11 protein-coding genes are annotated in these 14,167 nt (G+C 66.2%); 6 read left to right on the top strand and 5 right to left on the bottom strand.

Translation table 11 applies throughout. The features are described from left to right. Positions 1-20: 20 nt before the first annotated feature. From ACP7C5_RS03520 to ACP7C5_RS03510, 3 genes are read left to right on the top strand one after another with little or no spacing between them, the layout of a single operon-like run. Positions 21-323, top strand: a complete 303-nt coding sequence (locus ACP7C5_RS03520; RefSeq protein WP_426263188.1) for a hypothetical protein — start codon at positions 21-23, stop codon at positions 321-323. Next, on the top strand, positions 323-532 hold the full coding sequence (locus ACP7C5_RS03515; protein ID WP_426263381.1) for a hypothetical protein: 210 nt from the start codon (positions 323-325) through the stop codon (positions 530-532). Before ACP7C5_RS03520 ends, ACP7C5_RS03515 begins: the two co-directional genes overlap by 1 nt. Then, entirely contained in the window at positions 529-1,479 is a 951-nt protein-coding gene (locus ACP7C5_RS03510) for an aldo/keto reductase (RefSeq protein ID WP_426263187.1), read from the top strand. The genes ACP7C5_RS03515 and ACP7C5_RS03510 overlap by 4 nt, the downstream gene beginning before the upstream one ends. An 11-nt stretch (positions 1,480-1,490) precedes the next feature. On the opposite strand, the gene ACP7C5_RS03505 is transcribed toward ACP7C5_RS03510, so the two are convergent. The 5 genes from ACP7C5_RS03505 to acnA form a co-directional block, all read right to left on the bottom strand. After that, entirely contained in the window at positions 1,491-2,315 is an 825-nt protein-coding gene (locus ACP7C5_RS03505) for an ATP-grasp fold amidoligase family protein (RefSeq protein WP_426263186.1), read from the bottom strand. Between the two features lie 213 nt (positions 2,316-2,528). Further along, positions 2,529-4,124, bottom strand: a complete 1,596-nt coding sequence (locus ACP7C5_RS03500; RefSeq protein WP_426263185.1) for an isocitrate lyase — start codon at positions 4,122-4,124, stop codon at positions 2,529-2,531. A gap of 150 nt (positions 4,125-4,274) precedes the next feature. Further along, entirely contained in the window at positions 4,275-5,057 is a 783-nt protein-coding gene (locus ACP7C5_RS03495) for an SDR family oxidoreductase (protein ID WP_426263184.1), read from the bottom strand. 130 nt (positions 5,058-5,187) lie between these two features. Next, positions 5,188-6,573, bottom strand: a complete 1,386-nt coding sequence (locus ACP7C5_RS03490) for a helix-turn-helix domain-containing protein (protein ID WP_426263183.1) — start codon at positions 6,571-6,573, stop codon at positions 5,188-5,190. A 459-nt stretch (positions 6,574-7,032) separates the two neighbouring features. Continuing rightward, the gene (gene acnA, locus ACP7C5_RS03485; protein ID WP_133189569.1) at positions 7,033-9,705 is read right to left on the bottom strand and encodes an aconitate hydratase AcnA; all 2,673 of its coding nucleotides are present in this window, start codon (positions 9,703-9,705) and stop codon (positions 7,033-7,035) included. A gap of 321 nt (positions 9,706-10,026) precedes the next feature. On the opposite strand from acnA, the gene ACP7C5_RS03480 reads away from it, so the two are divergent. The 3 genes from ACP7C5_RS03480 (at position 10,027) to ACP7C5_RS03470 (ending at position 14,049) form a co-directional block, all read left to right on the top strand. Next, positions 10,027-11,790 carry an aspartyl protease family protein gene (locus ACP7C5_RS03480; RefSeq protein ID WP_426263182.1) on the top strand — a complete coding sequence of 588 codons (1,764 nt, stop codon included), beginning with the start codon at positions 10,027-10,029 and terminating at the stop codon, positions 11,788-11,790. A 211-nt stretch (positions 11,791-12,001) separates the two neighbouring features. Further along, positions 12,002-12,997 carry a ferritin-like domain-containing protein gene (locus tag ACP7C5_RS03475; RefSeq protein WP_426263181.1) on the top strand — a complete coding sequence of 332 codons (996 nt, stop codon included), beginning with the start codon at positions 12,002-12,004 and terminating at the stop codon, positions 12,995-12,997. Between the two features lie 32 nt (positions 12,998-13,029). Next, entirely contained in the window at positions 13,030-14,049 is a 1,020-nt protein-coding gene (locus ACP7C5_RS03470; protein ID WP_426263180.1) for a ferritin-like domain-containing protein, read from the top strand. Positions 14,050-14,167 lie beyond the last annotated feature (118 nt).

Genomic DNA, 14,167 nt, shown 5'->3' with positions numbered 1-14,167 from the left:
CTGGGAGCCAAGGACCTATCATGATCAAGACCCGCATCCTGCTGCCGCTCACGATCGTCGCCGCCATCGGCCTCGCCGCGTGCAGCCCCAAGGCGCAGAACGATATCAGCGAGGCGGCCAACAGCGTCGCCGCCGACGCAAACGCGACCGGCGCCAAGGCCGTCGACGATACCGACGCCGCGCTGGGTGCTGCCGAAACGCGACTCGACAATGCCGGTGCGGTGCTCAGCAACAAGGCCGACCGGCTGTCCGACAAGGCCGACCGCGCGGCCGATCGCGCCGGGGCCGCGATTTCCGATTTCGGCAACGACATCCGCGATTGATGCGCATCGGTTTCAAGCGACGCGCCCTGCTCGTCTCGTTGCTGATGCTTGCCGCCTGCTCGCGCGGCACCTCCTCGACCGGCGCACCGCCGGGCGAGGACCGGGCGCTCGACGAGGCGGCCGCTTCGCTCGACGCCAATTCTCCCGACACCAACGCCGCCGTGATCGTCAATGACGACGCGCCCGGCAATGAGGACCAGCCGCAATGACCACTCTTCGCCGCCTCGGGGCCACCGACCTCCACATCGCGCCGCTCGTGCTTGGCGGAAACGTCTTCGGCTGGACCGCCGACGAAGCGACCAGCTTCGCCGTGCTCGATGCTTTCGTCGCGGGTGGCGGCACGATGATCGATACCGCCGACGTCTATTCCGCCTGGGTTCCCGGCCACAAAGGCGGCGAGTCCGAGACCGTGATCGGTGCGTGGCTCAAGCAATCGGGCAAGCGCGACCAAGTGCAGATCGCGACGAAGGTCGGCATGCTGCCCGGCGAAGGCGGCGAAAAGCTCGCGCCTGCCCGGATCGCGGCTGCCTGCGACGCCTCGCTCAAGCGGCTCGGCGTCGAGACGATCGACCTGTATTTCGCGCATCAGGACGACGACGTGGTCGCGCAGGAAGACGCGCTGGCCGCGTTCGGCAAGCTGATCGACGCGGGCAAGATCCGCGCGCTCGGCGCATCGAACTTCCACGCCGCGCGGCTGAAATCGGCAAACGATGCCGCCAAGGCGCACGGACTGCCGCATTATCATGTGCTCCAGCCCGAATATAACCTCGTCAGCCGCCAGAAGTTCGAGGGCGAGCTCCAGGCGTATTGCGTCGAGTACAATATCGGCGTGGTGCCCTATTACGGGCTCGCCTCGGGCTTCCTGACGGGCAAATATCGCAGCGCCGACGATTTCGGCAAGAGCGTGCGCGGCGGACGGATGCAGGCGTTGCTCGACGGCAGCGGACCGGCCGTCCTCGCCGTGATGGATGCGATCGCCGCGGAAACCGGCGCGAGCCTCGCGCAGATCGCGCTCAAATGGCTCGCCGAACAGCCCGCCGTCACCGCGCCGATCGCCAGCGCGACGAGCGTCGCTCAGGTCGAGGAATTGCTGGGATCGATGGACCTCGTGCTGAGCCCGGAGCAGATCGAGCGCTTGGCGGTCGCGGGCGCCTGAACGCCCAGGCGTCAGGCAACCGCGCGTAGCGGTTCGAGCATGGCGAGCTTGGCGCGCAGCCAGTGCGCGCCAAGCTCGGCGTCGAGCGCGACGGGGCTGAACGGATCGAGCCCGGACCCCGGATAGAAGGTCATTTCGCCGAACAACGGCCGCCCATCGATTTCGTAGAGATCGACCCGCACGAAATCGCGCCGGTCGGACAGGCGCTCGGCGGCCATGATCATCGGGCCGAGCGTGACCGGCGGCGTCGGGTCGGGATCGGCGGTTGCCGACGACACGCGCTGCCAGTGACGGTCGAACAGAATCCAGCGATGCCGTCCGCCGCGACCGAGATGAACCTGGACGTAGCGGACGCGCCCACCGAACACGTAGAATTTATAGTCGATCGGCAGCACCGGCGGCGCGCCGATGAATGGCTCGACCATCAGCCCGTGTGGGATGCCGGCGTAAAGATCCTCATCGAGCCAATATCCATAGGTCGATCGCATCCATCCGGCCGCACGCCGGCGGATGTCCGCCCAGTTGGCGCCATCGTCGAAGACGAAGGCGGTCTGGTTGCAGCCGTGCCGCGCCTTGACGACGAATGGCGTGGGCCATGCCGGTGCCTCAGGTAGTTCGGTTCCCTGCCACAGCGTCGGGATGACCCAGTCGGCGCCGAGCCGTTCGGTCACGATCGTCTTAGCCACCAGCTTGTCCGCCATTCGCACCATCGCGGGGTCGGCGCCGGCCAGTTTGCGCGCCTGGACCAGCTCGGTGAAAGTGCGCGGATCATCGAGCGCGGGCCAGCGCCCGTGTCGCCACCAATAGGTCAGGTAGATCCGCCACCGTGCGCGCACCCTGGCAAGTCGAGGCGCTGAGGCCGGAAACGCAACATCCATCGCAGCACAAGCCGCGATGGATGCTGTTGGTTCCGGACCGGCCGGAAGCTGCGGCGAATCCGAGCGGGAGCTCAAACCCCGCCGCGGCAAAGCCGCGTCGTCGGACGGGGCTGCTGGCCCCGCCGGCCGGGCCTGCCGCGGGCGCGGCGGAGCTTCGCTCCGCCGACTGCGTCAGGCCGCAAACTGATTCATCGTATTGTGCGCGCCGCCTGCCTTGAGCGCCGCCTCGCCCGCGAAATACTCCTTGTGATCGTCGCCGATGTCCGAGCCCGACATGTTCTGGTGCTTGACGCAGGCGATCCCCTCGCGGATTTCCTTGCGCTGGACGCCCTTCACATAGCCGAGCATCCCCGCATCGCCGAAATATTCCTTGGCGAGATTGTCAGTCGACAGCGCCGCGGTGTGATAGGTCGGCAGCGTGATCAGGTGATGGAAGATGCCGGCGCGCGCGGCGGCGTCCTTCTGGAAGGTGCGGATCCGCTCGTCGGCTTCGTCGCCCAGTTCGGTGCCGTCATAATCGACCGACATCAGCCGCGCCCGGTCATACGCCGAGACATCCTTCCCCTCGCCCGCCCAGGCATCATAGACCTGCTGGCGGAAGTTGAGCGTCCAGTTGAAGCTCGGCGAATTGTTGTAGACCAGCTTGGCGTTGGGAATGACCGCGCGAACGCGGTCGACCATTCCGGCGATCTGCTCGATATGCGGCTTCTCGGTCTCGATCCACAGCAGATCGGCGCCGTTCTGCAGCGAAGCGATGCAATCCATCACGCAGCGATCCTCGCCGGTGCCGGCGCGGAACTGGAACAGGTTCGAGGCTAGCCGCTTCGGGCGCAGCAGCTTGCCGTCGCGGTTGAGGATGACGTCGCCGTTGCGCGCGGTCGCCGGGTCGATCTCCTCGCAATCGAGGAAGCTGTTATACTGGTCGCCGAGATCGCCCGGCTCCTTCGACACCGCGATCTGCTTGGTCAGCCCCGCGCCGAGCGAGTCGGTCCGCGTGACGATGATCCCGTCCTCGACGCCGAGTTCGAGGAAGGCGTAGCGGCACGCGCGGACCTTCGCGAGGAAGTCCTCGTGCGGCACGGTGACCTTCCCGTCCTGATGGCCGCACTGCTTTTCGTCGCTCACCTGATTCTCGATCTGGAGCGCGCAGGCGCCCGCCTCGATCATCTTCTTGGCGAGCAGATAGGTCGCCTCGGCATTGCCGAAGCCAGCGTCGATATCGGCGATGATCGGCACGACATGCGTCTGATAGCCGTCGATCGCGTTGAGCAGCCGCTGCTCCTCGACTTGGTTGCCGCTCGCGCGCGCCGCATCGAGATCGCGGAACATCATGCCGAGCTCGCGCGCGTCGGCCTGGCGCAGGAAGGTGTAGAGCTCCTCGATCAACGCGGGAACGCTGGTCTTCTCGTGCATCGACTGATCGGGCAGCGGGCCGAATTCGGATCGCAACGCGGCGATCATCCAGCCGGAGAGGTAGAGATAGCGGCGCTCGGTCGAACCGAAATGCTTCTTGATGCTGATCATCTTCTGCTGGCCGATAAAGCCGTGCCAGCAGCCGAGCGACTGGGTGTAGGCCGACGGGTCGGCATCATACGCCGCCATATCCTTGCGCATGATCGCGGCGGTGTAGCGCGCGATGTCGATCCCGCTCTGGAACCGGTTCTGCACCCGCATCCGCGCGACGCTCTCGGCATCGATGCCATCCCACGTGCCGTTGTAGCGCTGGATCAGGCTCTTGGTCTGGGCGATGTCGGTCTGGTAGGTCATGGGGGTGCCCCTCGCTCTGTGTGTATGGCGAGATAGGTACATGAATTGACAGCGCTGTAAGCCGTTGATCGACTGACTACCGCGTTATCCTGTCAAACCCGCCGCCGGTGCAGTGTAATATTGTAAATATCACACTGCACCGGCCGGCTGCTATCGCGCTGGGCTTGCCGCCGACCCGGCGAGAATGCCGCCGTCGATCGTCAGTTCGGTCCCCGTCATGTAGCGCGCCTCGTCGCTCGCCAGCAGCACCGCGAGTGCGGCGACTTCCTCGGGCTCACCGAAGCGGCGCAGCGGCGTGTCTGCGACCAGCGCCGCCTCGCGCGCCGAACGATCCGGCCCGTCACCCAGCATCGGATCCCACATCGGCGTGCGGATCGCCGCGGGGTGGATCGAGTTGCACCGAATCGCCAGCCCCTGTTGCGCGCAATAGAGCGCCACGGTCTTGCTGTGGTTGCGGATTGCCGCCTTTGACGAGGCATAAGCCGCCGCGGCCGGGATCCCAATCATCCCCGAACGCGACGAGATATTGATGATCGACCCAGCACCCTTCGCCCGCATCGCGCCGATCGCATAGCGACAGCCGAGGAAGGTGCCGTCGAGATTGACGCGGTGGACCGCCTGCCAATCCTCGAGCGTGGCATGTTCAGGATCATGCGCGGCAACGCCGTCCTCGAACCCGGTGACGCCGGCATTGTTGACCAGCACGTCGATCGCTGGCCACGCCACCGCGAACCGCGCCCAATCCGCTTCAAGCGCAACGTCGAGCAAGGCAAAGGCCTGATCGAGCTCGGTGGCGAGCACCTGCGCACGCGAGCCATTCTTGTCGGTCACCACGACACGCGCGCCTTCGGCCGCGAACGCACGCGCGATCGCCGCGCCGATGCCGCGCCCTGCGCCGGTCACGACGCACAGTTTGTCTTCCAATCGTTTCACGCGAGAATTCCAGGGATGAGAGGCCGCGCTCGCGCGGCAGGATGGTCAGGCAGTCGGCTGCGTGTTCATCGATCTCACTCCGGTTAGCGGCACGATCTAACCGCTGGCGTGACGGGCGGCAAATCCCCGTTCAATCCCCGCCGAAGGTAAACGCGCTTACTCCGCGCTCGCGATCGTTGAGCACCAGTGCACGCCCCGCCGGCGGCAGCGAGCGCTGCGGACAATGCCCGCGCCCACACGCGCGACACCCGAGGCCGATCGGGGTCGCCTCCCCCTTGAGATCGACTCCGCGCGCGATCGCCAGCGCCCCGGCATGCTCCGCCGCCACGCCCAGCCCGACGACGAACTCGGCCGCCACGGCGCCGAAGCGACGCCCTTGCGGCGCGACCGTCCGCGCAAGCGTCAACCAGCGCGCGCCATCCTCGAGTTCGACGAGCTGCACGACGAGCTTGCCCGGCCGATCGAATGCGGCATGGATCTGCCACAACGGGCAGCGCCCTTCGGCCTCTGCCAAAGGCGACGCACTCGCGCCCGAAAAGCGCTTCGACGCTTGCCCGGCGCGGTCGATCCGCACGAAGAAGAAGGGCAGCCCCCGCGCGCCCACGCGCTGCAACGTCGTCAGCCGGTGCGCGACTTGCTCGAACCCGGCACCGAAGCGGCGCTGGAGCAGCTCGATATCGTATCCCGTCGCCTCGCACGCGCGCAGGAAGCGGGCGTACGGCATCATCACCGCTGCGGCAAAATAGCTGGCGAGGTGGCGGCGATAGAGTCGCTCGGCAGCACGATCGGTAAAGCCCGCGCCCTTGACCAGCCCGTCGACTTCGCTGCGCGCCTCGATCTCGGCAAGCTGATAGGCAACGGCGAAGGTACGCGAGGCCGGGTCGAGGATTTCGGACACCTGCAATTGCCGCGCGTGGAGATCGGTACGGCGCAGCAGGTCGGGCATAACGTCGACCGGCAGCACGCGGATGGTCAACTGGTGCTTGACGCGTAATCGCTCCGAGATCGCGCCGTAGAGATCGCCGGCTCCCAGCCGCAGCTCGTCGGCGAGTTTCTCCGCGATCGTGTCGAGATCCGAAAAATAGCCGCGCCAGCGTTCGATCTCGCGGCGTACCTCGCCGACCGAATCGAGCGCGCCGGGCGCGGCCGCGCTGCCCGCGCCGATCCGGTCGAAGGCACGCGCAAAGGCTTCGGCGCCGCCGGGTGCGCCGGCAAGCCATTCCTCGAGTTCGTTGCGGTCGATCTCGAGATCGGCGAACATCGGGTCGGCAAGCCGCCGCCTGAGCGCGGCCTCACCCCCGCCCGGCTCGCCTGCCGCGAGCGCGCGCGGATCGAAGTCGAAACTCTCGGCGAGCTTGACGATCAGCGATCCCGACAGCGGGCGCTGGTTCTTCTCGACGAGGTTGAGATAGCTCGGCGAAATCGTCAGCACTTCGGCCATCGCCGCCTGGGTCAGCCCCGCCTGGCGCCGCAAGCGGCGGATGGCATGGCCAGCGAAGAGTTTGCGATCGGCCATGACACGTCCTCGGATCTGCTCGGCGCTCCGGCGGAGTCGCGGGCGTACATGACCCTAACTGTCACATCTTTACAAGATCACCCGAGTTTGCGTCAGGATTGGTCACGCCTTTACCGATACCGCAGCCGAATCCCGCTGGCGGTTGGCACGCAATCGCTCCTAGTGGCGCCACGACTGATGAGCGGGCTTGTAAAAAGCGCCACAGTTTGAATGGCTTTGAGAGTTTCCTGGGGAGGAAAGGATGCCCGCCGCGCCTCGTGCGCGGCGGGCATTTCCTGTTTGGAAAAGCCCCTCACCTTCAGGGGAGGGGTTGGGGTGCGGCTGTAACAGGCGCGGGCTCTCTGCGAGGCCTCCCCACCCCCATCCCCTCCCCTGAAGGGGAGGGGCGATCACGCGCCTACCAGACACAAAGAAGGGACGGGCAGCAGCGCCACCCGTCCCCTCTTCAGTCCCCGCAGATCAGGCCGCGAGCTTGCGCAGCACGTACTGCAGGATGCCGCCGTTGAGGAAATATTCCAGCTCGTTGACGGTATCGATCCGGCACTTCGTCATGAACGTCTCGACCGTGCCGTCGGCGCGGGTCATCGTGACCTCGACGTCCTGGCGCGGACGGATTTCCGAGACCTTCATGATCGTGAAGCTCTCGGAGCCATCCAGGTTCAACGTCTTGCGATCGACGCCTTCGGCGAACTGCAGCGGCAAGACGCCCATGCCGACGAGGTTCGAACGGTGGATGCGCTCGAAGCTCTCGGTGATGACGACGCGCACGCCGAGCAAATTGGTGCCCTTCGCCGCCCAATCGCGCGACGAGCCGGTGCCATATTCCTTGCCCGCGATGACGATCAGCGGAACGCCGTCGGCCTTGAAGCGCATCGCCGCGTCATAGATCGGCATCGTCTCGCCCTTGTACGAGGACATGCCGCCCTCGACGCCGGGGACCATCTCGTTCTTGATGCGGATGTTGGCGAAGGTGCCGCGGACCATCACGTTATCGTTGCCGCGACGCGCGCCGTACGAGTTGAAGTCGGCGCGGGTGACCTGCCGCTCCATCAGCCACGCGCCTGCAGGCGAATCCGCCTTGATCGAGCCGGCCGGCGAGATGTGGTCGGTGGTGATCGAATCGCCGAGGATCGCGAGCGGACGCGCCTCGATGATGTCCTGCACCGGCGCCGGGGTCATCGACATGCCCTCGAAGTACGGCGGGTTGGCGATGTAGGTCGATGCCGGCGGCCAGGCATAGGTGTCCGACCCTTCGATCGCGATCGCCTGCCACTTCTTGTCGCCGAGGAACACGCTCGCATAGCGCGACTGGAACATGCCGCGGTCGATGTTCGCGTCCATCACGTCGCGGACTTCGGCGTTGGTCGGCCAGATGTCCTTGAGATAGACGTCGGTGCCGTCGGTCGCCTGGCCGATCGGGGTGGTGGTGAAGTCCTCGGTCACCGTGCCCTTGAGTGCGTACGCGACGACGAGCGGCGGCGAGGCGAGGAAGTTGGCGCGCACGTCGGGCGAGACGCGGCCCTCGAAGTTGCGGTTGCCCGACAGTACCGAGGCAGCGACGATGTCGTTGCCGTTGATCGCTGCCGAGATGGCGGGTGCGAGCGGGCCCGAATTGCCGATGCAGGTGGTGCAGCCATAACCGACGAGGTTGAAGCCGACCGCGTTGAGGTCCTCGGTCAGGCCGGCCTTGTCGAGATAGTCGGTGACGACCTGCGAACCCGGCGCCAGCGAGGTCTTGACCCACGGCTTGGGCTTGAGACCGAACGCATTGGCTTTCCGCGCGACGAGGCCGGCGGCGACGAGCACCGACGGGTTCGACGTGTTGGTGCAGCTGGTGATCGCGGCGATCACCACGTCGCCGTCGCCGATGTCATGGTCGCGGCCTTCGACCGGAACGCGCTTGGCGGTCGAATGATGATAGATCTTCGCCAGGTCGGCGTTGAACGTGTCGTCGACCTCGGTGAGGATGACCTTGTCCTGCGGGCGCTTCGGACCGGCGAGCGACGGCACGACATTGGCCATGTCGAGCTCGAGCGTGTCGGTGAAGACGGGGTCGGGCGCATCGGCCAGACGCCACATGCCCTGTGCCTTGGCATAGGCCTCGACCAAAGCGATGTTCTCTTCGCTGCGGCCGGTCAGGCGCAGATAGGTGAGCGTCGCGTCATCGATCGGGAAGAAGCCGCACGTCGCGCCATATTCGGGCGCCATGTTGGCGATCGTTGCGCGATCGGCGAGCGACAGCGCGTCGAGGCCCGGACCATAGAACTCGACGAAGCGGCCGACCACGCCCTTGGCGCGCAGCATCTGCGTGACGGTGAGCACGAGATCCGTGGCCGTAATGCCCTCGGCGAGCGAGCCGTGGAGCTTGAAGCCGACGACTTCGGGGATCAGCATCGACACCGGCTGGCCGAGCATCGCGGCCTCGGCCTCGATCCCGCCGACGCCCCAGCCGAGCACGCCGAGGCCGTTGACCATCGTCGTGTGGCTGTCGGTGCCGACGCAGGTGTCGGGGTACGCGATCGTCTTGCCGTCGGGCGCGACCGAGGACCACACCGTCTGGGCGAGGTTCTCGAGATTGACCTGGTGGCAGATGCCGGTGCCGGGGGGCACGACCTTGAAGTTGTCGAGCGCCTTCGAGCCCCACTTCAGGAACTCGTAGCGCTCGTTGTTGCGCTGATATTCGAGCTCGACGTTATCCTCGAACGCCTTGGGCGTGCCGAACTCGTCGACCATCACCGAGTGATCGATCACAAGATGCACCGGCACGAGCGGGTTGATCTTGGCGGCATCGCCACCGAGCTTGGTGATCGCATCGCGCATCGCCGCGAGATCGACGACGCAAGGGACGCCGGTGAAATCCTGCATCAGCACGCGAGCGGGGCGATACTGGACTTCGCGGTCGGACTTGCGCTCCTGCTGCCAGTCGATGATCGCCTGGAGATCCTCGGTGGTGACGGTCTTGCCGTCCTCGAAGCGCAGCAGGTTCTCGAGCAACACCTTCATCGAGAAGGGCAGACGGCTGATGTCGCCGAGCTTCTCGGCCGCAGCGGCGAGGCTGTAATAGTCGTAGTGCACGCCACCCACGTCGAGCGTGGTGCGTGTACCGAGGGTATCCTGGCCGATGGCGGTCATAAGCAGCGGGTCCTTCCCTTTGCGTCAGGCCGCGGCGGGGAGGCGAAACCTTGGAGGTTCCGCGCGGGCGCGACCGACTATGCGAATGCGAGAGTCGGGAGGCCGATAGCAGCGAGGTGTCGCTTGGGGAAGGGCGTGACGGCCGCGCGCAGGCGCGACGCGCGCAATCTTCGGCGCGTGAGCGTTTTTTCACTATTCGCGCAGGCGCCGGGCGCGCTACGTCTCAGCCGGGCCGAATGGCGGCTTAGCATTGAGCAGACTGGAGATTTTCGCTCCGGCGCAACAGCTCGAGACTGCGATACGAGGGGGCCGTTGATGCAAATGTTGCGCCTTATCCTTCCTGCGGCAGCGCTGATCGCACCGATGCCGGCATTCGCCAGAACGCCGGCGGGGTGTCAGATCGCCAAAATGCTCGAGCTTCCCGTGACGATGAACGGCCGATCACCGATGGTGCTCGCCAAATTCGGCGCCAAGGATGCGCGCTTCATCCTCGACAGCGGAGCCTTCTACAGCACGATCTCGCGGGCGAACGCCGCCGAGTTCGGCGAACGCGTATTGCCCCTGCCGAGCTATTTCCGGATCACGGGCATTGGCGGCGATGCCTCTGCCGCCTTCATCACCGCCAAGGACTTCTCGCTAGGCGGGATCGCCATCCCGAAAGCCGATTTTGTCGTGGCTGGTAGCGACACCGGGACCGCGGGGCTGCTTGGTCAGAACGTCCTCGGCATCGGCGATGTCGAATATGATTTGCCGCATGGCGCTGTCCGGTTGATGAAGGTGACCGGCTGCGCGAAGGCCAACCTGGCGTATTGGGCAGGCGACAAGCCCAGCACGGTGGTCCCGCTCGCCGCGCCGGGTCCGGGGCCGTGGAAACCGCATACGATTGGCACGATCCTGCTCAACGGCGTCAAGATCCGCGCGATGTTCGACAGTGGTGCGCAAAGCTCGCTGGTGTCGCTCGCCGCGGCCAAGCGCGCGGGGGTAACGCCTGAATCCCCCGGTGTTATCCGGACAGGCTTCAGCCGCGGCCTCGGCGCGCGGCAGGTGCCGGCGTGGCTCGCGCCGTTCGACACGATCGACATTGGCGGCGAGGCGATCCGCCGCCCTCGCCTGACCATTTCCGAGATCGGGATGCAGGATATCGACATGCTGGTCGGTGCCGATTTCTTCCTGACGCACCGCATGTTCGTCTCGAACGCCAATCGCGCGCTGTTCATCACCTATGAGGGTGGCCCGGTGTTCAACTTGACGCCGAAGGGCGCGATGTCGGCCGAGGGCAAGGCGCTCGACTTGACCAACACCGCCCCCGAACCAACCACCGCCGAGGAATATAGCCGGCGCGGCGCGGTCTTGTTTTCCAACCACCGCATCACCGAGGCGTTGCTCGATTTCTCCAAGGCGTGCGCGCTCGCCCCGACCGAAGGCCGCTATTTCTACCAGCGCGCGATGGCGCGGCTCGCCAATCGGCAGCGCGACGCGGCGCTCGGCGATCTCGCCGAATCGATCCTGCTCGCGCCGGGCGACCCTGACGCACGGATCGCGCGGGCGCGGCTGAAAGTCTCGATTGCGCCACGCGCCGAGGTGCTCGACGACGTCAAAGCCGCCGATCGCGCGATCGCCCCCTCGTCGGACAAGCGGCTCGCCGTTGCGAGCCTGTACGACCGGCTCGACGAACCCGCCGCCGCGCTTGCTAATTACGATCAATGGCTCGCCAGCCATCCGGAGGACAGCGGTCGCGCATCGGCGCTCAACGGCCGCTGCTGGGCCCGCGGCTTGCTCGGGACCGAGACCGACAAGGCGCTGTCGGACTGCAACGCCGCGATCCGGATCCAGCCCAAAAACCCGTCGTACCTCGACAGCCGCGGGCTGATCCGGCTGCGGCGCGGTGAGCTCCGCCAGGCGCTCGCCGATTATGACGCCGCCCTGGCGATCGCGCCCAAGAACCCCTGGACGCTGTACATGCGCAGCCTCGTCGCGGCGAAGAGCGGCGATACGGTAAAGGCCGAGGGCGACCGCGCGCTGGCGCTGAGCCTCGACCCCACCGTGGTCGAGCGCGCACGCAAGATCGGCCTTCCGATCCAGTAACGCCCGACAAACTGCAAATTTGTTCATGCCGCGTGCGTCTTACGCACGCCTGCTCTCGTACCTGCGCCGACAAGAACAGCCAAAGCGGTCTCGCGGCGGTTAGCGTCCTGTCGTGTGTAGGCGAAGCGGTGACATCGCAGATCAAGGTCCGCCACGGAGACGTCGCGGTCATGGTTCGACGATGCACCCGCAGCAGGGGAGGTCTGAACCGATGACCGACGATGTAAGCAAGCAACTGATCGACGTTCTGGATCGGCGTGTCGAACGCCGCAACGAACGCCGTGATTTCTTCAAGACTGCCTTTGGCGCCGCAGCCGTCGCAGGCGCCGGCATCGGCGCGATGTCGATGGGCAGCCGCGCCTCGGCAGCTGACCCGACCACCCCGACCGATCCCGACATCCTCAACTTCGCGCTCAACCTCGAATATCTCGAGGCACAGTTCTACAGCGTGGCCGTCACCGGCGTCGGCCTGTCGCCATCGATGCTGACCGGCACCGGTACGCAAGGTGCCGCGGTCGGTGGCCGCAAGGTCGTCTTCACCGACCCGCTCGTCGCCGCCTATGCCAAGGAAATCGCGGCGGATGAAATCACGCACGTGACCTTCCTGCGTACAGCCCTCGGCAGTTCGGCGGTCGCGCAGCCCGCGATCGACATCGGCATTACGCCAACCGGCGCGTTCAGCTCGGCCGCCCGCGCCGCAGGCCTGATCGCCTCCGCCCCTGCTGGCACCGCGCAGACTTCGGTGTTCGATCCTTATGCGAACGACGATGCCTTCCTGCTCGGCGCGTTCATCTTCGAAGACGTCGGCGTCACCGCGTACAAGGGCGCTGCCCCGCTGCTCACCAAGACCTATATCGAGGCGGCCGCCGGCATCCTCGCGGTCGAGGCGTATCATGCCGCACTCGTGCGCACCGCGCTCTATGCGCGCGGCGTTGCGACCCCGTCGCTGCGCACCTCGGCCGATGCGATCTCGAACGCCCGCGACTCGCTCGATGGGGCGACCGACCTCGATCAAGGCATCTCCCCGACGACGATCAACGGCGGCGCTGCGTCGAACATCGTGCCGCTCGACAGTAACGGCATCGCGTTCAGCCGGACCACCGGCCAGGTGCTCAACATTGTCTATCTGAACAATGCTTCGGTCGCGATGGGCGGGTTCTTCCCGGCTGGCGTGAATGGCAACATCAAGACGAGCGCCGCGAACTAAGCCGCGCCGTTCCCATTTGGGGAGATATCGACATGACCGATCAGACCATACTCGCGCAAGTCCTCGAGGCCGGTGAACGCCGCCGCCAGGAGCGCCGTCACTTCATGCGCACCGCCGCAACCGCGACCGTAGCGGCCGGTGGCCTGTCGTTGCTTGCAGCGTGCAACGACAGCACGACCCCGACACCCACGCCCACCCCGACCCCGACGCCGACGACATCGTCGAGCATGCAGACCGATCTCGACGTGCTCAACTTCGCGTTGAACCTCGAATATCTCGAGGCGCAATTCTATGTGAACGCGGTGTACGGCCAGGGCCTCCCGGCGTCGGCCTTGACCGGCACGGGAACGCAGGGCGCCGTCGTCGGCGGCCGCCAGGTCACCTTCACCGACCCGGTCGTCGCCCAATACGCCCGCGAGATCGCGGCCGACGAAGCGGCGCACGTCACCTTCCTGCGCTCGGCGCTCGGGTCGGCAGCGGTGGCGCAACCGGCGATCAATATCGACGGTGGCGCCAATGGCGCATTCACCATGGCAGCCCGCGCTGCCGGGATCGCGACGAACTCGAGCGGCGCGATCGACAACACTGCAGGCACGTTCGATCCCTATGCCAGCGACGTCAACTTCCTGCTCGGCGCCTTCATCTTCGAAGACGTCGGCGTGTCGGCCTATAAGGGTGCGTCGCCGCTGATTACCAACAAGACCTATCTCGAGGCGGCCGCCGGTATCCTTGCAGCAGAGGCCTATCACGCCGGCCTCGTCCGCACGGTGCTCTATGCCAAGGGTCTGGCGACGCCGTCGCTCGTCACCGCGGCCGGCAAGATCAGCGATGCGCGCGACAGCCTCGATGGCGCAAGCGACGACGATCAGGGCATCGCTGGCCCAGACGCGAGCCAGTCGAACATCGTGCCGACCGATGCCAATGGCCTCGCCTACAGCCGGACGACGGGCCAGGTGCTCAACATCGTCTATCTGTCGAAGTCGGCTTTGGTCGGTGGCGGGTTCTTCCCGAACGGCATCAACGGCAATATCCGGACGAGCGCAGCGAACTAAACCGCCGCACCGCACGTTCATGGCCCGCGCGACACCTGCCGCGCGGGCCTTTTTCGTGGGCGACGTCGTGCGCGGTTGCGCAACCCGGCGTTCGCGCGCAGCAAGCAGCCCTGAAACA

The sequence above is a fragment of the Sphingomonas sp. PWP1-2 genome (genome assembly GCF_049898305.1).
GTDB classification, from domain to species: Bacteria; Pseudomonadota; Alphaproteobacteria; order Sphingomonadales; family Sphingomonadaceae; genus Sphingomonas; species Sphingomonas glacialis.
The sequence above is the reverse complement of the archived record's forward strand: the minus strand, read 5'-3'. Positions and strand labels throughout refer to the sequence as shown.